General features: G+C 36.2%; 21 protein-coding genes and 1 pseudogene. 9 read left to right on the top strand and 13 right to left on the bottom strand.

The window, feature by feature from the left end; genetic code table 11:
* The first annotated feature begins 23 nt into the window (after positions 1-23).
* The 7 genes from BS85_RS0104240 to BS85_RS0104210 all read left to right on the top strand — a co-directional run bounded on the left by BS85_RS0104240 (position 24) and on the right by BS85_RS0104210 (position 7,592).
* Positions 24-620 (top strand): C39 family peptidase, encoded by a 597-nt coding sequence (locus BS85_RS0104240; protein ID WP_026943715.1) that lies wholly within the window; start codon positions 24-26, stop codon positions 618-620.
* Positions 621-757: 137 nt separating this feature from the next.
* Positions 758-1,399 carry a LysE family translocator gene (locus tag BS85_RS0104235; RefSeq protein WP_034551136.1) on the top strand — a complete coding sequence of 214 codons (642 nt, stop codon included), beginning with the start codon at positions 758-760 and terminating at the stop codon, positions 1,397-1,399.
* 128 nt (positions 1,400-1,527) lie between these two features.
* Positions 1,528-2,574 carry a 3-dehydroquinate synthase gene (aroB, locus tag BS85_RS0104230; RefSeq protein WP_425402387.1) on the top strand — a complete coding sequence of 349 codons (1,047 nt, stop codon included), beginning with the start codon at positions 1,528-1,530 and terminating at the stop codon, positions 2,572-2,574.
* Positions 2,571-4,274, top strand: a complete 1,704-nt coding sequence (locus BS85_RS0104225) for a mechanosensitive ion channel domain-containing protein (RefSeq protein ID WP_026943712.1) — start codon at positions 2,571-2,573, stop codon at positions 4,272-4,274. Before aroB ends, BS85_RS0104225 begins: the two co-directional genes overlap by 4 nt.
* A gap of 9 nt (positions 4,275-4,283) precedes the next feature.
* Positions 4,284-5,582 (top strand): tRNA (N(6)-L-threonylcarbamoyladenosine(37)-C(2))-methylthiotransferase MtaB, encoded by a 1,299-nt coding sequence (gene mtaB / locus BS85_RS0104220; RefSeq protein WP_026943711.1) that lies wholly within the window; start codon positions 4,284-4,286, stop codon positions 5,580-5,582.
* Positions 5,569-7,263: an AAA family ATPase gene (locus BS85_RS0104215; RefSeq protein WP_026943710.1), complete on the top strand. Its 1,695-nt coding sequence runs from the start codon at positions 5,569-5,571 to the stop codon at positions 7,261-7,263. The genes mtaB and BS85_RS0104215 overlap by 14 nt, the downstream gene beginning before the upstream one ends.
* The gene (locus tag BS85_RS0104210) at positions 7,263-7,592 is read left to right on the top strand and encodes a hypothetical protein (RefSeq protein ID WP_026943709.1); all 330 of its coding nucleotides are present in this window, start codon (positions 7,263-7,265) and stop codon (positions 7,590-7,592) included. The genes BS85_RS0104215 and BS85_RS0104210 overlap by 1 nt, the downstream gene beginning before the upstream one ends.
* Positions 7,593-7,597: 5 nt before the next feature.
* Here BS85_RS0104210 and BS85_RS0104205 read toward each other — a convergent pair whose 3' ends face one another.
* Together BS85_RS0104205 and BS85_RS0104200 are read right to left on the bottom strand one after the other, a co-directional pair.
* Entirely contained in the window at positions 7,598-7,948 is a 351-nt protein-coding gene (locus BS85_RS0104205) for a hypothetical protein (RefSeq protein ID WP_051604679.1), read from the bottom strand.
* 8 nt (positions 7,949-7,956) lie between these two features.
* Positions 7,957-8,286: a hypothetical protein gene (locus tag BS85_RS0104200; RefSeq protein ID WP_026943707.1), complete on the bottom strand. Its 330-nt coding sequence runs from the start codon at positions 8,284-8,286 to the stop codon at positions 7,957-7,959.
* A gap of 120 nt (positions 8,287-8,406) precedes the next feature.
* Between BS85_RS0104200 and BS85_RS0104195 the strand changes: the two genes are divergently transcribed.
* On the top strand, positions 8,407-9,330 hold the full coding sequence (locus BS85_RS0104195; RefSeq protein WP_051604688.1) for a tRNA dihydrouridine synthase: 924 nt from the start codon (positions 8,407-8,409) through the stop codon (positions 9,328-9,330).
* A gap of 42 nt (positions 9,331-9,372) precedes the next feature.
* Here BS85_RS0104195 and mnmL read toward each other — a convergent pair whose 3' ends face one another.
* The 7 genes and pseudogenes from mnmL to fliI form a co-directional block, all read right to left on the bottom strand.
* Positions 9,373-10,326, bottom strand: coding sequence for a tRNA modification radical SAM protein MnmL/YtqA (gene mnmL, locus BS85_RS0104190; RefSeq protein ID WP_211246898.1), 954 nt, complete (start codon positions 10,324-10,326; stop codon positions 9,373-9,375).
* A gap of 9 nt (positions 10,327-10,335) precedes the next feature.
* Positions 10,336-11,745 (bottom strand): amidophosphoribosyltransferase, encoded by a 1,410-nt coding sequence (purF, locus tag BS85_RS0104185; protein ID WP_245596281.1) that lies wholly within the window; start codon positions 11,743-11,745, stop codon positions 10,336-10,338.
* Between the two features lie 2 nt (positions 11,746-11,747).
* Positions 11,748-12,515 carry a 4-hydroxy-tetrahydrodipicolinate reductase gene (dapB, locus tag BS85_RS0104180; protein WP_026943703.1) on the bottom strand — a complete coding sequence of 256 codons (768 nt, stop codon included), beginning with the start codon at positions 12,513-12,515 and terminating at the stop codon, positions 11,748-11,750.
* Positions 12,516-12,524: 9 nt separating this feature from the next.
* On the bottom strand, positions 12,525-13,463 hold the full coding sequence (trxB, locus tag BS85_RS0104175; RefSeq protein WP_026943702.1) for a thioredoxin-disulfide reductase: 939 nt from the start codon (positions 13,461-13,463) through the stop codon (positions 12,525-12,527).
* Between the two features lie 9 nt (positions 13,464-13,472).
* Positions 13,473-13,952 (bottom strand): hypothetical protein, encoded by a 480-nt coding sequence (locus BS85_RS0104170; RefSeq protein WP_026943701.1) that lies wholly within the window; start codon positions 13,950-13,952, stop codon positions 13,473-13,475.
* A 38-nt stretch (positions 13,953-13,990) separates the two neighbouring features.
* A pseudogene (gene trxA, locus BS85_RS0104165) lies at positions 13,991-14,314 on the bottom strand (thioredoxin); the annotation flags it as partial.
* Between the two features lie 131 nt (positions 14,315-14,445).
* On the bottom strand, positions 14,446-15,744 hold the full coding sequence (fliI, locus tag BS85_RS0104160) for a flagellar protein export ATPase FliI (protein ID WP_026943699.1): 1,299 nt from the start codon (positions 15,742-15,744) through the stop codon (positions 14,446-14,448).
* Positions 15,745-15,843: 99 nt separating this feature from the next.
* Here fliI and BS85_RS0104155 point away from each other — a divergent pair, with 99 nt between their 5' ends.
* Positions 15,844-16,731, top strand: coding sequence for an NAD(P)H-dependent glycerol-3-phosphate dehydrogenase (locus BS85_RS0104155; protein ID WP_026943698.1), 888 nt, complete (start codon positions 15,844-15,846; stop codon positions 16,729-16,731).
* A 72-nt stretch (positions 16,732-16,803) separates the two neighbouring features.
* On the opposite strand, the gene BS85_RS0104150 is transcribed toward BS85_RS0104155, so the two are convergent.
* From BS85_RS0104150 to BS85_RS0104135, 4 genes are read right to left on the bottom strand one after another with little or no spacing between them, the layout of a single operon-like run.
* The gene (locus BS85_RS0104150) at positions 16,804-17,295 is read right to left on the bottom strand and encodes a chemotaxis protein CheW (RefSeq protein WP_026943697.1); all 492 of its coding nucleotides are present in this window, start codon (positions 17,293-17,295) and stop codon (positions 16,804-16,806) included.
* The gene (locus BS85_RS0104145) at positions 17,295-19,724 is read right to left on the bottom strand and encodes a hybrid sensor histidine kinase/response regulator (RefSeq protein WP_026943696.1); all 2,430 of its coding nucleotides are present in this window, start codon (positions 19,722-19,724) and stop codon (positions 17,295-17,297) included. The genes BS85_RS0104150 and BS85_RS0104145 overlap by 1 nt, the downstream gene beginning before the upstream one ends.
* Positions 19,725-19,757: 33 nt before the next feature.
* Positions 19,758-20,663, bottom strand: coding sequence for a chemotaxis protein CheV (locus tag BS85_RS0104140; protein ID WP_211246897.1), 906 nt, complete (start codon positions 20,661-20,663; stop codon positions 19,758-19,760).
* A gap of 49 nt (positions 20,664-20,712) precedes the next feature.
* Positions 20,713-21,462 carry a UDP-2,3-diacylglucosamine diphosphatase gene (locus BS85_RS0104135; protein ID WP_034551134.1) on the bottom strand — a complete coding sequence of 250 codons (750 nt, stop codon included), beginning with the start codon at positions 21,460-21,462 and terminating at the stop codon, positions 20,713-20,715.
* Positions 21,463-21,467 lie beyond the last annotated feature (5 nt).

The raw sequence follows: 21,467 nt of genomic DNA, 5'->3' as shown, positions 1-21,467 counted from the left end.
AAATGGCAATACAGAATCTCTTAATGAAAAACTTGATAAAAATTTATCTGCTACTTTGTTTGCTTCAAAGCCTCGCAAATGCAGAATTTATCGTGCAATCCTATCAAGAAATAAAGAATCAAAGAGTGATAAGACAAAGCTATGAGGAATCTTGCGGTGCTTCCTCGCTTGCTACATTACTAAATATCTTAAATCAAAGCAATTTCACTGAATTAGAAATCTTAAAAACAATGAGTGAAAGCAAACTAAATACAGATATGGTGAGCTTTACAGATTTGAAAGCAGCGGCTCAAAAGCTAGGCTTTAAGGCTAACTCCTATTCTTTAGATAGAGAGATTCTTAATCAACTTGTCAAGATTCCAATGCTTGTAAAGATTGAAAACGACCCTAGATTTCCTCACTTTGTAGTGATTATCAATCACAAAGGCAATTATTTGCAAATCTTTGACCCAAACTATGGCGAGTATATCAGCTCTAAAAAAGAATTTTATAGTATATGGGATAGGGACAAAAAGGGAGGTTACACCTTGATTATCGCACCGCAAAAGGCACTCAATCCCTTTGATTTAAAGCTGCCTCATTCGCTTAATTTTATTTTTTCTCCTTTTAGTCTGCATTGAATCGTAAGCAGTCTTTGTGTAATTTAAGATTATAGGCTGTTACGAAAATTCTACAATTTTTCTCACGATGCCAAAATGGCTAACTTTAAAATAGTTTTAAGATAAAATACACAATACTAACAAACAAAGGAATCCTAATGTTTGAAATTTTACTTGCCTATATTCTAGCGGTTTTCCTACTCATTGCGACACCCGGTCCTGTGGTTGCGCTTGTGATACGCAATGCTTCAATGTATGGATTTAAAACAGCATTCTTTACAAGCATAGGGACAAACTTCGCCTCTTTACTCCTGATAACCTTTGCCATTGCAATAATTTTAGGTGCATTTGAAATTTCTCCCTTTGCATTATCCCTCATCAGTATTGCAGGTTGTGCATTTATTTTTTATCTAGGATTTAGCTCTTTGTATCATACATTGAAAAACTATCAAAGTCAGCCCCAAAAGGAATCCGAACCGCAATGCAATCAAATCAAAATTAACAAAACCTTTGTCTCTAGCTTTTTAGAGGGGTTTGGCATTGCAATAGGCAATCCAAAAGACATTTTATTTTTTGTAGCATTTTTTCCGCAGTTTATCCATATCACCGATTCTATTCTTACGGGTTTAAGCATTCTCGTAGCAGTATGGATTCTTCTTGATTTCTGTATTCTTATGAGCTATGCGCTTTTGATGCAAAAGGCAATTTTATTGCGCTATAAAAACCTTATTGGAATCATCAGCGATATTATTTTAATGCTTGTTGGGGCGTTTGGAGCTTATTATTTACTTCAGTCTTAAAACTAATTTTTTAAACCTAAATTTTATATAAACTCTCAAATTCAAACAATTTTTACCCTATTCTAAAGAAATAAAAAAGTAAAAAATGTTAGAATACTAGCTTTGAATTTTATTTTAAGGCACACCCAGTGAAATGCCAAAACAATCCATTTAGCATTGCTTTACCTAGTTACACAATCACTTTTGGCGACTTGCACAAAATCACACATAAAGATAAGATTCTCATCGTTACAAACCCAAAAATTGCGGGGTTACACCTGCAAACCTTACTTGCAAACTTGGAAGCGAAAGAAATTTATTGCCACACAATTCCCGATGGCGAAAATTATAAAAACTTTGAAACAATTAATGGAATCCTAGAAGCCGCCTTTAATCATCAATTAAACAGAAACTCCTTAATGATTGCCTTTGGTGGAGGAGTAATTGGAGATATTGTTGGTTTTGCTTCTGGAATCTTTATGCGTGGAATAGATTTTATCCAAATCCCAACAACACTTTTAGCGCAAGTGGATTCTAGTGTGGGAGGCAAAACGGGTATCAATAATCACTTCGGTAAAAACCTGATTGGCTTGTTTCATCAACCCAAAGCAGTGTTTATCCACCCTCATTTCCTATCTACTCTACCAAAACGCGAATTAAGCGCAGGAATGGCTGAAATCATTAAAATGGCAGTTTGCTTTGATAAAGGCTTTTTTAAGGTTTTACAAAATGCCGATATAACCAATCAAGGGGCTTTATTGAGCATTATCTACCAAGCGGTGAGCATTAAAGCTAAAGTCGTAGCAGAAGATGAGAAAGAATACGGAATCCGTGCCACTCTTAACTATGGACATACTTTTGGACATATTATTGAAAGAGAAAGTGGCTATGGGCATTATCTACACGGAGAGGCTGTTGGAATTGGAATCATAATGGCAAACAAACTTGCTTTGAGATTGAATCTCATCACACAAGAGGAAGAAAAGAGTATTTCAGAATTACTTCAAAAATACCAGATTCCAACTACTTACAAAATAAGAGATATAGAATCCTTTTATCAAGCTTTCTTTTGGGATAAAAAAACTTCCAATAACCGCATTAAATTTATTTTGCCTAATGGAATTGGCAATGCATGTTTTAAAGAGGATATTCCCAAAGAAACAATCCTAGAAGTATTGAGTGAATTTTCCAAATGAAACCCTTACGATTTTTAGTCCTCCTCCTTATTTTTCTCACAAGCGCATTGGGAAACGAATTAGTAGAGGAGATAAAAAATATCAAACAACTAGATTCTCAAATTACACAAGCGGATAATTTTCTAAATAATCCCAATAATTTATGGATGAAAAAATATTCCAATTATCAAGCCTACCAGCAAGTGATTTTCAGTGTTTTGCAAACTCAAAATGAAATTAATGCACTAGAAAAACAGCCTAAAAGTATTGAAACGCAGAATCAGCTAAGTATTTTAGAACGCAATCTTACTGCATTAGAGCAACAAAAAGAAGTTTTGGGTATTTATAAAGACTCTCCTTTTCGTGAATTGACAGAAGCAAAAAAAATTGAAGAAGCACCCAATGTTACAAATCTCTTACTTATTGCACGCGCTTATTCTTACATAAAAAAAGTAGATACAGAATTAGCACTCCTACAACAAAGCTATCGGCATCTACAAGAAAACCTCAAATTCCTCAAACAAAAAGACGAAGCGTTAAGCAAATTGCTAGAAATTTATAGCACTACACAAAATTTAGACAAGCTTCACAATCTTTGCAGCTCCAACTATTGCCTTTTTTCCGACAGAGAATCCCTCATTAAATCCTACCAAGCAAACGACAATGCGCTAACCGTGCTTGAAACAACGCAAGAAGTCTTTAATACAACTTTAGAAATCTTTACCAAAGAAATGGAAGAAGTGAAAACGCGTTTAAAAACTCAAATCAAAGAACAATTTATCAAAAGCATTTACATAGGTATTACAATTTTAATTCTCATTGGAATCGCTTTTTCTATTAAACTTGGGGTGCGCAAATATATCCACGACAACGAACGCATTTACACAACAAACAAAATCATTAACTTTTTAAATATTACTCTTATTATTTTGATTTTACTCTTTGCTTATTTAGATAATGTAAGCTACCTTGTAACCGTGCTTGGATTTGCATCTGCAGGTTTAGCCATTGCAATGAAAGACCTTTTTATGTCTATTTTGGGTTGGATTGTGATTGTTGTAGGCGGTTGTGTGCATGCAGGAGATAGAATCAAAGTCATCAAAGAGGGTGCTGTTTATATTGGTGATGTGTTAGACATTTCTATCCTTAGAATCACTCTTTATGAAGACATTACGCTCACAACTTATAAAGAGAATCGCAGGGCAGGACGCATTATCTTTGTTCCCAATAACTTTGTTTTCACAACAATGTTTTCCAACTACACACACGGGGGAATGAAAACCGTTTGGGACGGAATCGACTTTACTATTACTTTTGATTCCGACCACGAAAGAGCTTGTCATATCGCAAGAGAATGCGCGAAAAAATACGCTAAAGGCTACACAGAAAGCACACGCAAACAATTTATAAAAATGCGCGACCGCTTTAGTTTGCGCAATACCAATGTGGAACCACGCGTCTTTAGTTTGCTTGAACCCAATGGAATCCGCATTTCTGTATGGTATTTAACCAATGCTTATGCTACTTTGGCACTACGTAGCAGTATCAGTTCCGAAATTATTGATGAGATTTTACTCCAGCCTAATATTCAAATTGCGTATCCTAGCACAACAATTTATGAGGGTAAGCCCAAAAATTTCTCACCCCGAAACGAAAAGGAAGCATTTAAAAATATTCATTTAAAAAGCGATGGTGAGATTCCACAGCAAAATTTCTTCTAAAGATTTTCAATGCAAAAACAAAAAGTCTATTTTAAAACCTTTGGTTGTCGCACAAATGTATTTGACACACAAGTAATGATAAATGCTCTTAAAGACTTTATTCAAACGCCTTATGAGGAAGAAAGTGATATTGTGGTTGTCAATTCTTGCACCGTAACCAACAATGCAGATAGTGGAGTTAGAAACTATATTAACCGATTGCAAGGAGAAGGTAAAAAGATTTATTTCACAGGTTGTGGCACACAAACACAAGGACAGAATCTGTTGGATAAAAACTTGGTTTTTGGCGTCTTTGGACATTCACATAAAGAAAATATCAACACAATTCTAAAACAAAAAACTTCGTTCTATTTGAAGGACGATTTAAGCAGTTTAGAAAATGAAATCTTAGGCGACTTTATTGGTAAAAGTCGTGCTTTTATTAAAATTCAAGAGGGTTGCGATTTTTCTTGTTCTTATTGTATTATCCCAAGTGTGCGCGGTAAAGCACGTAGCTTCACGCAAGAAATGATTTTATCTCAAGTAAGCAATCTTACTCAAAAAGGCTTTACTGAATTTATCCTAACAGGCACAAATTTAGGGAGTTGGGGTAAAGAATTTAATAAAGACATCGCAACTTTAATAGAATCTCTTTGCGAGATTCCAGACTTAAAACGTCTTAGAATCGGTAGTTTAGAACCATCGCAAATCAATGAACATTTCTTAAATGTATTAGAAAACCCAAAAATTGAACGCCATTTACACATCGCCTTGCAACACACCGCACCTGCAATGTTAAAAATAATGAATCGTTTAAATACCTTTAAAACAGACTTAGAGCTTTTTACCCTACTAGCCGAAAAAGGATTTGCTTTGGGAAGCGATTTTATTGTAGGACACCCCGGAGAAAGCGAAGAAATATGGCAAGAAGCTTATATGAATTTTTGCCTTTTACCCTTGACGCATTTACACAGCTTCATTTATAGCCCACGCGATAATACACCTTCTGCCAAGCTCCAAGATAGGATTCATCATAAAATTGCAAAACAAAGAAAACAACAAATTGAAGTGCGAATCGCAAAGAATAATTTGGAATTTAGAGAGAAATTAAAAGCCCAAAAGAAAACTCTGAATGTCTTAATAGAAAATGTCGCCACTCAAGAAACAGACAAAATAGAGAATAAATCCTCTACACAATATGTCGCGCACGGATTTGATGAATATTACAATAAAGTGCAAATCCAAACGCAAACCCCTATTTACAAAGATTGTTGGATTCCCATTGCACACTTTACCCCTAAAATGGACAAAAATTATGCAGAAATTTAAGAACCTATATATTGGAATCTTTGCCATTTTGTTGGCATTTATTTTATTTGCCGTCTTTTCTTTTAAGAATAATCCGACTTTAATTAGCGCAACAGATTTACAAACAATTACCCAAAGCACACCACCAAAAGTTGCAATCATCAAAGGGGATTATTTGTATTTTACATTAGAGGGTAAAGAATACAAGGTTGCCAAAAGCAGTATTAACCTACGAGAATTTGGACAAAAAGTGCCTTTAGAGATTAAAGAGGATTTGAATATATTGCAAAACCTAACCGAACTTGCAGTTATTTGCATTGTCATACTCATTGTTTTATTCCTCTTAGCAACCCTCAAGAAAGTAAAACCACAAAACAATTCAAACCAAAATACTCCAAAATATAAGGATTCCAAACAATCTTACGAAAATACCGCAAAATCTTTTGCGAACGAAGCCTTTAATTTACATTACATACAACCCATTACTTCCAATCTTACCTTTGAAGATGTTGCGGGTATTAGTGAGGCAAAAAATGAATTAGAAGAAATTATTGATTACCTAAAATCGCCTAAAAAATACCAAGATTTTGGCGTAAAGCTTCCCAAAGGAGTATTGTTAATTGGTGTCCCCGGCGTAGGCAAAACGCTAATAGCAAAAGCGTTAGCAGGAGAGGCAAAAGTACCATTCTTTTATCAAAGCGGGGCGAGTTTCGTGCAAATTTATGTTGGAATGGGCGCAAAACGCGTCCATGATTTATTCACAAAGGCTAAACTCAATGCGCCCTCTATCATTTTTATTGATGAAATTGATGCAGTGGGAAAGGCACGTGGCGGTATGCGCAATGATGAGCGCGAGGCAACACTCAATCAACTTTTAACAGAGATGGACGGCTTTGAGGATAGTTCGGGAGTAATTGTTATAGGCGCAACAAACAATGTGGAATCCCTAGACGATGCTTTGTTGCGAAGTGGGAGATTTGATAGGCGCATTTTTGTAGAATTACCCGATTTACAAGAAAGAATTAAAATTCTAAAAGTGCATACGCGTGATAAAAATTGTAATTTTGACTTTGAAGAGATTTCAAAACTCTGTGTAGGATTCAGTGGTGCAGCTCTAGCTTCCTTAATCAATGAGGCAGCTTTATGCGCAATCAAACGCGGCTCTAACACTATCACAAAAGAGGATATTTTAAATGTTCGCGATAAAGTAATGTTGGGTGTGCGCAAAAAATTGAGTTTCAGCCACAAAGAAAAGGAGATTCTTGCTTATTATCAAGCTGCTAAAGCCTTTAGTGCGTATTCTTTAGAGATTCCATTTGAGAAAGCAACCCTGATGAGTGATGGCTTAAAATCTATTGACAAAGAATTTTTAAGCAAAAATGAAATGGAAAGTAAGATCAAAATTCATTTATCGGGAATTGCGGCACTTGAATTACTCTATCAGGAACGTTATTCACACGCTAAAGAAGACTTAGACACCGCAAAAACCTTAGCGCGTCAAATGGTAGAATCTTATGGTATGGGAGAATATTTACTGGGGAGAGAAGAAGATGTATTAAAAATTTTAGAAGAATGCAAGAATGAACGTTTTGCATTTTTTAAAAATTATCGCACAATTCTAATGAATATTAAGGATTCTTTACTTGCAAATGAGAAATTAGAATACGATGAGATTGGGCAATTAATCCACCAACAAATATAATGAAATCTTTTGGCTTAATCCATTTAGAATCTTTATCAATTCCTCCGCTTCTTTTGAATGATTTTTGCGTTCTTGGTTCAAAAGAACAATGCACACAGGCAATCACCTATGCTTTCAATCAGCTAAAAACTCATCAACGCGTAGAAAACCTAATCCTAATTGAACCACCAATGATGATTTTAGATTCCACATTTTTTCTTGAGCAGTTAGACACCATTGCTTCTTGTGGCTGTAAAATTTATAGCTATTTTAGAAATAATAGAAAAAATAACTTGAAAAACTATAAAAATCTTGCGCAATCTAGCTTGGTTATTCTTTGCAAAACATAAGAAGTTTAATAGGCGCGTTTTTTATAGCATTCAATTTCTATCTCATAAGCAATGGGATTAGCTCTCTCTCCGCCATTGTTTAAAGCTGGAAAGTATAATTTAATTTCTACAAAAGTACCCGGTAACAAATTCTTGAAAGTCCCATACTTACTCATACCAAACATTCCGCAATCGTCTAACTCTATTTCTGTATTGGGTAAAATTTGCACAACAATGGTATCTCCATAAATAGAATCCACGGTGATAGTTTTCTTTGCATTATCCACACTTGCGATAATCCCCTCTAATTTAAAACTATCTCCCCACGCTAATATATTCAAACAAAAAAATATTAAGACTATTCTAAAAATCCTCATAAAGTTTCCTAATACGCTCTTCTACCACACTTCCACTCTATCTCTTGCGCTCCGAAAATTTGTCCTTGAGGATAACCATCAATCTCAACAAACATGCCCGGCTTTAAAGCTGTAAAGTTATGGTAAGTATCATTTCCAAAGATTCCACAATCATCACCTTTTAATTTCGTGTAGGGAAAAACTTGCACAACCATATTCCCATTCATTCCCGAAATTGTAATGGTTTTATTTGCCTGATTCACTTCGACAATTTGCCCGTGCATATCCATATCTGCAAAAGCTGGGATACTAAACATACCAACACACAATGCTACTTTAACAAAATTTCTTAATCTCATATTATGCTCCTTAAATCCATTTGGCAAAATTTTAATCAATTATTGTTAGTTTTTTGTTAAGATTGCAAAAAATTTTTAAAAAGGTTTATTTTGGATTCCATTATTTGTAAAAATACACTTATGTTAGCCCCTCTTGCTGGTTATAGTGATTTACCCTTTCGTGAAGTTGTTAAAAAATTTGGTGCAGACATTACGGTAAGTGAGATGATTAGTGTGCATGCACTTGCCTTTAAAAATAAAAAAACATTAAAAATGGTAGAAAAATCCCCTCTTGAAAACCCCTTTGCTCTTCAAATTGCAGGTAATGATACAAACATCATCACACGCGCAGTGGAATTGCTTAACCAATCTAAAGAGGATATTCAAATTTTAGATTTAAATTGTGGTTGTCCCGCTCCAAAAGTTTCTAATCACGGGAGCGGAAGCTCATTATTAAAAGACTTAAACAAACTCGTAGAGATTCTAAGATTAATTAGAAGAGTAAGTAAAATTCCTTATTTGAGTGTAAAAGTTCGGCTGGGTTTTAATACAAAGATTCCACTAGAAATCGCAAATGCACTCAACGATACCCCTATTGATTATGTTGTGGTGCATGGTCGCACAAAGACAGATGGATACAAAAAAGAATGTATAGATTACAATTCTATTGCCCTAATGAAACAAGTTTTGTCTATGCCTCTGATTGCCAATGGAGAAATTAATAGTGCGCAAAAAAGCCAAAAGGTTTTAGAATGTACTGGTGCAGATGGTGTAATGATTGGGAGAGCAGCCATTGAAAAGCCTTGGATTTTTACTCAAATCAAAGAGGGATTGCAAAATGAAAATGTGGAATTGCGACAACGTGTGAGTTTGGAACATTTTGACCGCACAATCTCTTTTAGGGGCGACTATGGCGCAATAATGTTTCGTAAAAACCTACACGCTTACTCCAAAGGTTTAAAAGGTGCAAGCGAATTTAGAACTCTTGTAAATACTATCACAAATCCCACTCTTATGCGAGAGGCAATTTTAGAGTTTTTTAGCAAGACTGCATTAGAACATTAATGTTTTAACTTGTTCTATTCACTGGATTAAGGGTCTTATAAATCAATACTCAATCCCTGCATCTCTTAGCGCATCACGAATCGCACGCATTTGAATATTTTTATCAAAACACCATTTGGGTGCAAGAAGTGTATCATTGCGCACACCTGCACTCACGCGGTGAATAACGATATTTTGCGGAATCCTCTTTAAAGATTCTACAATCAAATCAATATAATCCCCTAAAGAGATGGGCTTATACTCGCCTTTTTCATAAAGATTTGCCAAGATTGTTTTTTCAATAATATAAAGCGGGTGAATCTTGATTCCATCACTACCCCACTGGATAACGGATTCTAAACTATGCAACATCATTTCCTTGCTTTCATTAGGTAGTCCATAAATGATATGCGAACACACTTTTAAACCGCGCTCTTTTGTTGCTTGAATAATGGATTCCATATTTTCTGTGCCGTGTCCGCGATTAATAAATTGCAAAGTTTCATCATATACAGATTGGATTCCATATTCTACCCAAATTTCCTGCCCTTTTATTTCTGATAAATCACCCAAAAAATCAAGCAATTTCAAATCCATTGAATCCGTGCGTGTGCCAATAGACATTCCTACTACATTTGGCAAACCCAACGCCTTTGTATAGAGTTTTTGAAGCGTATCAAAAGGCGCATAAGTGTTTGTAAAAGACTGAAAATAAATCATATATTTTTCTACACCAAACTTATTGCGATGAAACTCACTCTGCCAATCATATTGACTCTGTAACTGCTTGAGTTGCATTTCCAACAATGGATTTTCGGTCATTTTTGGATTCATCTTAAGCGCAACTCTAGGCTCTTTATCAAGTGTTGGTGAAAAACTTTCGTTTTTACAAAAAATACAACCACCACGCGCCACTGAACCATCAATATTTGGACAAGTAAAACCTGCAAGAGCTATTGGCACTTTACGCACTCTCTGCCCAAAACGGCGCTTACAATAACGTCCAAATGTTAGCATTTGCTTCACTTATTCTACCTCAATATATTTTTTGTCAAAACAGGCTTGACAATATTGGAAATTTTCTACACCAATGCTCCGCTTTAAACCCTCAAGAGTTAGAAACGATAAAGAATCTGCGCCAATAAATTTGCATATTTCCTCATTATTCATTCTTGCACTAATCAAATCCTCTACACTAGGCGTATCTACTCCATAATAGCAAGGAGAAATTGTTGGGGGAGAAGAGATTTTCATATGGATTTCCTTAACGCCACAATCACGCAAGATTTTTACAATCTGGCGACTTGTTGTTCCACGCACCACAGAATCATCAATCACAACCACGCGCTTGTCCTCTATTAATTCTCGAATAGGATTAAGCTTCAAGCGCACCTTTAATTCCCGAATCTGTTGCGTTGGCTCAATAAAAGTGCGTCCCACATAGTGATTACGGATAATGCCCAATTCAAACGGAATCCCACTTTCTTGTGAATACCCTAAAGCAGCCGCCACGCCACTATCGGGTACAGGAATCACTAAATCCGCTTCTATAGGATTCTCTTTGGCTAATTCCCGCCCCATATTTTTACGAATCTCATAAACAAGTCGTCCAAAAACACGACTATCCGGACGCGCAAAATACACATACTCAAAGATACAAGGGTGAGGGTTGGAGGGCATAATTTTATGAGATTCCACACCATTTTTGGAAAACATTAGCATTTCACCGGGTTCCACATCACGTACAAACTTCGCGCCTACCAAATCAAAGGCACAAGTCTCACTTGCAACAATATAGCCTTTAGAACCATCAGGATTTGTAATTTCTCCAAGACTTAAAGGACGAAATCCGTGTCTATCACGAATCACAAACATTTTTTTACGGCTTAAAATGACAAAACAAAATGCGCCCTTTAGTCGCAAAACTGCTTCTTTAATTCTATCTATTAAGTTTTCCTGTTTAGCCCTTGCAATTAAATGGATAAGATTCTCTGTATCCATATAACTTTGAAAAATTGCTCCCTCTTGAATGAGCTCATTACGAATTTTACGAGCATTTGTGAGATTTCCATTATGCACAATAGCAATTTCTCCCAAATCATAACGCGCAAACAAAGGTTGCACATCAGAAATAGAATCATTACCAGCAGTAGAATAACGATTATGTCCCACTGCACTGAAGCCTTTTAATCTATTTAATGTATCATCGCAAAAAACTTCTGTTACCAATCCATTGTTTTTAATTGTGGTAATTTTTTCACCATTACTTGTTGCGATTCCTGTTGCCTCTTGTCCGCGGTGCTGCATAGAAAAAAGAGAATAATACGCAATACTCGCAGCATTTTGTGCATTATACACACCAACCACCGCACATTCCTCATTCCAATCCTTTGTATTGGAGTGGTTCAAAATTGCATTTTTAATTGGCTTCTCCACGCTTATAATCCCAAAGAATCTTCAATACCATATAGCCCATTAGGTTGCTTATGCAGCCAAAGGGCAGCCTTAATTGCTCCTTGCGCAAAAGTAGCACGAGAGGTTGCCGTATGGATAAACTCCAAATACTCTCCATTTCCATAGAATCCCACATTATGGATTCCAGCAACATCACCACCGCGCAATGCCATTACACCAATCTCATCTTTTTCGCGTTCTCCAATATTGCCGTTTCTACCGCTTTTGCGCACTTTATCTAACTCTAAACCCCTAGCTTGCGCACAAGTTTGAGCCAAACGCAAAGCTGTTCCACTAGGAGAGTCTTTTTTATGATGATGGTGTGTTTCTACAATTTCAATATCAAAATCACGCAAAGTGCTTGCAACCAATTTAATTGCCTTATTTAATACTGCAATACCTAAAGACATATTACTAGCATACAAAATAGGCATTTTTTTAGAAGCTTCTTTGATGAGATTCTCGTGATGAGATTCCAAGCCTGTTGTGCCAATTACAATTGGCTTAGGATTATCAAGAGCTACTTCCAATAACGCCCTCGTCCCCTCTGCAGTTGTAAAGTCAATAACTACATCAGAACTTTCTAATAAAATCTTTAAATCAGCGGTAATTAAAACACCGGGGTCAATAGAAAAATCTAAGTCCCTGCGCACATATACGCACTCTAATTTTACTTGATGATTCACTTTAGCTAAATCTACAACCAATTTCCCGACACGTCCACCAGCTCCAAAGACTCCAATACCTAGCATAAATGCTCCTTATTTATGATGTTCAATGTATTCAATCGCTCCAAGTGCTGCTGTCGCACCATCTGCTGCTGCACACACTACTTGTTTTGAGGCTTCCGATCTCAAATCACCCGCCACAAATAAACCGGGAATATTTGTTTCCATTCTAAGATTCACAATCGCTTGTCCATACTCATTCATAGCACAAATGACACTACCATCTTCTTGCATAAGCACTGCATTATTTACATTAAAGCCAATCAGCACAAAGATTCCATCTGCTTTTATTTCTTTTGAAGATTCATTTTCTAAATTTTTTAGCTTTAACCCCGTAACCCCCGATGCATCTCCACAAATCTCTTCAATGCCATATGGAGTTAGAAATTCAATTTTAGCCTCATTCCTCGCTCTTTCTAATGTAACAGGAGAAGCACGAAAAGCATTTCTACGATGAATCAAAGTAACCTTAGAGCAAATTTTTGCAAGATAAATGGATTCCTCCACAGCCGTATCTCCACCTCCAAGCACGACAACCTCTTTGTTCTTGTAAAAAAATCCATCGCAAGTTGCACAAGAACTCACACCTTTGCCCCAAAATACATCTTCGCCTTTAACGCCAGACCTTTTAGGGCTTCCACCTGTTGCAACAATAACCGCTTTAGATTCCACTTCCATATTATCGCTTAGCATAATACCAAAGTGATTACCAACTTTTTTTACGCGCACAACCTCTTTCATTTCGTGTTTTAAACCAAAACGGAAACACTGCTCTTGCCAAGGCATCATAAAATCAAATCCACTTTTAACTTCTGCAACACCCGGATAATTCTCCATTTCACTGCTTGAAGTGATTTGCCCTCCGGGCATACCTTTTTCAAACATTACAACATCTTTTAAACCACCTCTTGTTGCATACAATCCAGCGCTTAGCCCAGCAGGACCTCCACCAATAATTGCTAACTCTAACATCTTAACTCCTTATTTTTCTTTAAAATTCATTAATTTATAAATTCCATTCTCTTTTAAATGTATATAAAGCTTGGAATCTTTACTCTCTCGTTTTAGCAAAAAGCATTGCGGTAATACCCTTAAATCAAACTCATGAATCAATTTTAACATTAAATTACTTGAAATTTTTAATTCCACAAGATTTGGAATATACTTTTGAGTTTCTCGATTTTGCTGATAAAAGTCAATCGCCAAGAGAATCGGGGTTTCTTGTATATTTTTTGTTAAAAAATCTGTAGAATTTGGGGAAAACGAGCTATAAAAACACAATTTATATTGTGAATCTTGTGGCTCAAACAAATTAATGGAATCCTCTTGTTTTTGATAAAAAGAATCCTCACTAAAATTAATTTTTGAAACCGATGTAAAAGAATATTGATAATATAAAAATGCACCAACCACAAAAATGACAACAAATGCAAGAGGAAGACCCGGACAGCATTTTTTCATGCTCCCTATTCTCCCTTAACTAAAGATTGAAAAAACACTTACAATAAGCCATCAAGTTTGTCTTTAAAATCTTGCTCCGTAGAAGCTCCAATCATTTCATCAACTTTTTCTCCATTTTTATAAAAGAAAATCGTTGGAATAGAACGAATCCCAAATTTCGCTGCAAGCTCTTGTTGCTCATCAGTATTCACTTTGCAAATTTTTGCCTTACCTGCGTATTGCTCTGCAAGACTATCAATCACGGGAGCAATCATTCTGCAAGGTCCGCACCAAGGTGCCCAAAAATCTACCATTACCACGCCATCTTTGATTGTATCTTCAAAATTTTGCTCTGTTAATTCAATGTAACCAGCCATATTTTTCTCCTTAAAATAATAAAATTTATCAGCGCATTATACAACAAATAATTTAAAAAATGAAAAATTTTACAATTCTTTTAGTTAAAAATTATTTTACCGCTTTGAGCATTTCATATCTTTTTAGTTTTTGGTGACTATTGCATAAGCTCTATTAGTTGTTGCACACTTTCCTCATAGCTAATTGCCTCATTATAACTTTGTTTCAAATACTCCTCCATTCCACTTTTTTTTGCAATGGCTTCATCTAAATCCTTATCGCTTCCTGCTTGATATGCCCCGATTCTAATTAGCACTTCATTTTCTTTTAACATTGAGTAGAGTCTGCGGAACTTTCTTGCCGCTGCAATATGTTCCTTTGTTGCGACATCTCCCATAAGCCTTGAAGCAGAGTTTAAAACATTAATCGGTGGATAGATTCCAAAATCCGTTAAGGAACGATCTAGCACAATATGTCCGTCCAAAATGCTTCGGCTTTGGTCTGCAATAGGATCACTCATATCATCACCCTCTACTAGCACTGTGAAATATGCCGTAATAGAACCACTCCCCTCCTCTTTACCCGCTCTCTCCATTAATTGCGGTAAAAGCGTTAAGACAGAGGGCGGATAACCCTTGCTTGTTGGTGGCTCTCCTAGTGCCAACCCAATCTCTCTTTGCGCCATAGCAAAACGCGTTACAGAATCCATCATAAATAAAACATCTTCTCCTTTAGCCTTGAAATATTCTGCCACACTCATTGCAGCAAACGCTCCATATTTTCTCATCAAAGGAGAATCATCGCTTGTAGCAACTATAAGCACCGTGTTTGTCAAATCCCCCCCTAAATTTTTCTCTACAAACTCCGGCACTTCCCTGCCCCGCTCCCCAATCAAAGCAATCACTTTAATCTTTGCACTTGCGCCACGTACAATCATTCCCATTAAAGTAGATTTTCCAACCCCACTCCCCGCAAAGATTCCGAGTTTTTGCCCCTTACCGCAAGTCAATAGCCCATCAATACTTTTCACGCCTACACTAAAAACCTCATTAATCATTCCGCGCTGCATTGCCGCAATAGGAGGACGAATAATAGGCATTGCTCCCTCGGCTTTTAATATGCCTTTATTGTCTATGGGTTCTCCTAATGGATTAATCACTCTTCCAAGCAATTCAGGTCCAATAGGAATCTGTAATCCGCGCGTATTCAAATAAACTTTATCGCCCACTTTCATTCCTTCAATGAAAGAAAAAGGTGTAATTTTAAAATTATCTTTTTCTAGGGCCGTTACCATACCCATTGCGCTATTATCTTCTCCTATAATGCGAACAATATCGCCAATATGCGGAACTAATCCACTAGCAGATAAAAATCCTTGCTCCACTTTAATAACCAAACCAAATGCGGGAGAAAGATTCAAACCATTTAAACGTTCTTTTAAATTTTGTAGGGACATTAAAACTCTTTTGTTTTTGATTTTAGCGAAGTAAAATTTTAATATATTTTTACTAAAATTGTGATTCCAAAATCAAACTTTCATTTTATAAGGATTGAAATGCCCAAGATAAGTGTATTTGGCGGAGGTGCTTGGGGGAAGGCTTTGCATTTTGCTTTTAGTCAAACAAATGATTGCTATATTGTCTCTCGTAAAAATTTAGAAACAAAATCGCAAATCACTCCCAAAGAAGCGCAAGATAGCGATTTCTTTATTGTTGCCATTGTAAGCTCTGCGCTACACGCGTGGCTTGCTACCACACCTCTACCCAAAGAAGCAAAGATTCTTGTTGCCTCTAAAGGAATCGCACAAGGACAATTTGTTAGTGAGATTTTTGAATCCTTGTATCCAAATGCGCATTTATGTTTTCTAGCAGGACCGAGTTTTGCTAAAGAAGTCCAAGCCTCATTGCCTTGTGCCTTAAATATCCACACCAACCAATTAGAGAATGCGAAAGAATGGTTACCATTGTTTCCAAACTTCATTAAACCTTACGCTTGTGAGGATATTATAGGGGGTGAAATAGGCGGTGCGTATAAAAATGTCATTGCGATTGCAAGCGGAATCTGCGAGGGAATGGGCTTAGGCAACAATGCGCGTGCGTCTTTGGTAGCTAGAGGATTAGTGGAAATGACGCGTTTTGGCAAATACTTTGGCGCACAGGATTCCACATTTTTAGGATTATCAGGAGCAGGAGATTTATTTTTAACTGCTAACTCCACACTCTCGCGTAACTTTCGTGTAGGAATTGGATTGGCTCTAGGAAAAACTTTACCAACAATTTTAGAAGAAATTGGGGAAGTTGCAGAGGGAGTTAAGACTTCTAAAGAGATTTATTCTCTAAGTCAAAAACATAATATTTATACACCCATTGCAAAAGAAGTTGCACTCATTATGAATGGCAAGAATCCAAAGCAAAGCTTAAATGATTTAATGAAAAGTTCATAATCTTTGTAAAAGCAAATCAGTAAATAAAGATTCTTAAAAAAACCCAATGGGTTTTTAAGAATCAAACTAAGTTTAGAAAGTGCGTTTCAAAAGTTCTTCAGGGCGCAAAATAGTAATAATTCTATCGTCTCTTTTACCTACACCATAGATTAAATTTTCATCTTGACTGATTGTTTCGGGCGTAGGATCAATATCAGACTCTTTAATACGTACAGCTTCTGTTAAGCGATCAATAACAAATCCTGCACGCTCTTCTTGATTGCGGATAACAATATAGCGCGTATCTTCTGTAGGCTTTTCATAAGGCAAACCAAATTTTAAACGAAGGTTAATTAATGGCACAACCCAACCGCGCATATTAAATACACCTAGCACATAATTCGGTACTCCCGGAACCCTTGTGTATTCTAATGGTTTGATAATTTCTTGAATGCTTAGGATTGGCACAGCAAACTCTTCTGACCCAACTACAAAGGCAACAAGCTGAATCACATTTTCTGTCTCAACGGGTGGCTTTTTTTGTGCTTGTTGTTTTTGCAAAACATCTTGTAATTGATTACTCATTATTCGGTTACCTCCACAGTTAAGTTAATATTTCGTTTGACAACATTCATTAAATATTCTGGTGAATAAGGCTTAGTGATATACTCTGTCATTCCAGATTCTACACCGCGCATTCTATCTGTCTTGCTAGTCCTACTTGTAACTGCAACAAGTGGCAGATTTTTAAATTTAGCATATTTGCGAATCTCTGCTGCCAATGTATAGCCGTCCATCTTAGGCATTTCTATATCAATCAAAATAGCATCAAAGTGTTTATCTCCATTTTTGATTATATCTAAAGCTTCTGCTCCGTTGGTTGCTTCAGTCAAAGTAACACCTAAAGGCTTTAAGGATTTTCTCATAATAGCGCGATCAGTCATAGAATCATCTACAATTAAAACTTGATAATCGCTTGGAGAGCTTTTTTCCTTTTTGGTTTCATTTTCTTGGATTAGCTTATTGATGCTGACTTTAACATTTTTTGCCATTTGCATCATTGCAGCAATATCCACAATTAGCGTTACTCTACCATCGCCACGAATTGTCGCACCTGCAATTCCTTCTGTTCCCTTCAAGTAAGAGCCAAGAGATTTGATAACAACCTCTTCTTGCCCAATAAGAAAATCAACAATAATACCGATTTTATTTTCCGCTAAACCAATTACAACAACATAAGCTTGTTCGGAATCATCAAATACAGAATCTACTCCAAAAATATCTGCTAAACGCACCAATGGCAATACTTCATTCCTTAAGCGCAATACACTTTTGTTTTCAACGGTATAAATTTCATCTTGAGAGATTCTAACAGTTTCAATAACAGAAGCAAGCGGAATCGCATAAAACTCTTCTTGCACACCAACAAGCAAAGACTGGATAATAGCCAAAGTAAGAGGAATTTTGAGTTTTAAAATAGTACCCTCTCCAAGAACGCTCTCTACATCAATGATACCATTGAGTTTTTCAATATTTGTTTTGACAACGTCCATTCCAACACCGCGTCCGCTAACATTTGTAACGACTTTTGCAGTTGAAAAACCGGCTCTAAAAATCAATCCGTAAGCCTCTTTGTCTGTCATAGAATCCGCTTCGCGTTCGCTAATAAGACCTTTTTCTACAGCTTTGGAACGCAATATATCTGGATCCATTCCCTTACCATCATCTTTAATTTCTACGACAATATGGTTTCCTTCATTGTATGCCTTAAGCTCGACCGTTCCCTTCTCTGACTTACCTGCTGCAACTCTGTCCTCTTTAGATTCTACGCCGTGATCACAAGCATTCCTAATCAAATGCACCAATGGATCTCCAATTTCCTCTACGATAGACTTATCAAGCTCTGTTTCCTCTCCACTAATAACCAAATCAATTTCTTTGCCAAGGTCTCTTGAAAGGTCGCGCACCATACGAGGAAATTTATTAAAAACTCTTCCAATTGGCAACATTCTTGTTTTCATAACCGCAAGTTGAATATCCGTAGTTACCATAGAAACACTAGCAACAACTTGATTTAATTCCTCAAGGAATTTTTCGCCCTCATAACGTTCTTCTACATCATTATAAATTTTAATTAAGCGGTTCTTACCAAGAACCAACTCACCAATAAGATTCATTAAGCTATCAAGTCTCTTAACATCTACACGAATTGTTTGTTCCATTGCAGTCGCTGGAGTCTTACTTTCCTCTCCACCACCACGAGCTTTTGCTGCTGAGGCTGGTTTCGCAGCAGGTGCAGGTTTTGCTGCTGGAGCTGGTTTCGCAGCAGGTGCGGCAGCTGCTGGGGCTGCACTAGGCGCAGCAGCAGGTGAATTATCTACTACTTCACCCGGTGCTTGCACATCATCTAATTCACCTTTTGCACGTTTTTCTTCTCGTTTTTTCTTATCTTCCTCTTGACGTTTATTGAGCAATCTCTCAATCTCTTTTTCAACTTCTTCTGGGGACATATTAGCATAATCAGGTTCTGGCTCATCGGATTCTGGTTCAGATACTTGCGGTGCTTGTGCTTCTGTGGGTGCTGGTGCTTCTGCAGTAGCAACAGCTTGTGGAGATTCACCCTTTGAAATTGCATCTAATCTCTCAACTACACTAGCAATATCCCCATCTAAACCCGTATTAGCATCGGTACCTGTATCACGAATCGCATTTAATAGCTTTTTCATAAAATCAATGGATTCCAAAACAACATCCATAATATCTGGAGTAATTGCTAATTCTCCGTGTCTTGCCTTATTTAATACATCTTCCATATGATGCGTTAAATGTGTCAAAACTGAAAAATTCAAAAATGAACCCGAACCCTTAATCGTGTGGGCAACCCTAAAGATTCTATTTAACAAATCTAAATCGTCTGGATTATTTTCCAATTCCACTAAATCTTGGTCAAGTTGCTCAACCATTTCAAAGGCTTCAATCAGGAAATCCTCTAGTATTTCTTGCATTTCGTCCATAGTTATACCTTCCTTTATAAAATAAAATTTGTGCTAATTGTTGTTGTATTTGTTGATAATTCTTGAAATCTCATCGTGAAATCTGTTGCCATCAAATTTAACCAAATAAGATTCCGCACCCGCTTCCTTACCACGAATTTCACTAAATTTATCGCTAATAGATGAACTAAATACGATTGGTATCTTAGCAAATCTCGGATCCTCTTTTACTTTCGCAGCAAAGTGGAATCCGTCCATTTGTGGCATTTCAATGTCTGAAATAATGATTTTTAATTGCTTAATGAGACTTTCTCCATAATTTTCATAGAGTTTCTGGAGTTTTTGCAACCCGGCTTCTCCATTATTCGCTTCTGCGACATCAAAGCCCATTTTTTCCAAAAACTCTTTTAGGATTTTTCTAGCAATGGAACTATCATCAAGCACCAATGCCAATCCGCTAAATTTGTTATAAACACGTTCTGAGCTCATCTCTGGTTGATAGAAGCCCAAGTCTTGCACAATGCTTTCTAAATCTAAAATCAGCAATACTTGATCGCCCTCAATCCTTGTAACACCTGTGATTTTACTTTTGTCCATATTGGATTCAGCAGAAGCACTAAAATGCGCAGGCTCAATATCTTTCCAATTAATACGACGAATCCTTTTAGCCTCATGCACAATAAAGCCTATCATAATATTATTAAACTCGGCAATAATAACACGCGGTTTAATTTTTTTATTCTTTGGAACTTCAACATTCATCCATTTTGCAAGGTTAATCACAGGTATTACAACACCTCGCAAATCAAAAATTCCCTCTATATAATCAGGCACACCCGGTAATTCTGTAAGCTCTGGTAAGCGTATAGTTTCATTAACTTTTGCGACATTAATTCCATAAATTCCCTCATACAACTTACCTTTTTCAAGTTTATAGATTCTAAAGTCTAGCAACTCCATTTCGTTTGTTCCGACTTTTAGAGTATCATCTTGTTCAAAGTTTAACACCTCAAAACTCCTTTTCGATTAAGGATAAACAATAATTTGCATATTCTACAACAAAATAGTTTTTTTTACAAGCAAAAAATGGTAGCCCAATATAATTCATACAATGAAATCTCGCATTTATTCCCCAATGAAAATGTCCCTCAATAACATAAGAATCCGATGGCATTGTGAGGTTTTTTATATAATTTTCAATGCGTGAAAGTACCATTTTATCATCGTTTGTATGATATTTTCTTGCATATTTGCTTCTATTTTTTAATTGATTTTTGTTCTGCAAATATTGCAAAATTCTAGGATACAAAAAAAAGGAAAAAATATTCAAAAATTTAATAAGAAATTTTTGACGAATTATTTTTGTATAAAGTTTATAATACCAACTCAAAAATATATCGCCGTGCGCTAAATACGCTTCTTTTTCGTTAAATTGGCAACAAAGTGGTTGTGATTCTAACGGGATACAATGGATATTTTTAAAATATGGAATCGTAGAGAGTAAAAAATCGTGATTCCCCTCAAAATAATAAATTTCGTGCTTGAAAGATAGCTGTTCTAACAACTCAAGCGTTTTTTGATTGTCTTTTAAGGATTGCTCCACATAACCAACCAAAAAATCAAAAATATCACCCATTAAAAAAATTTGTCGCCTTTGCGATTCCAAAAGCTCTTTGAATATGGAATCCAAAGTGTTTTGATATAAACTATGATGGTGTGCATCTGCGATAAAAATCGCATTTTCTTGGATTGTTATCATTATAA

Origin of the sequence: Helicobacter rodentium ATCC 700285 (genome assembly GCF_000687535.1) — a bacterium.
Classification (GTDB): Bacteria; Campylobacterota; Campylobacteria; order Campylobacterales; family Helicobacteraceae; genus Helicobacter_D; species Helicobacter_D rodentium.
This window is presented reverse-complemented; position numbering and strand designations above follow the sequence as displayed.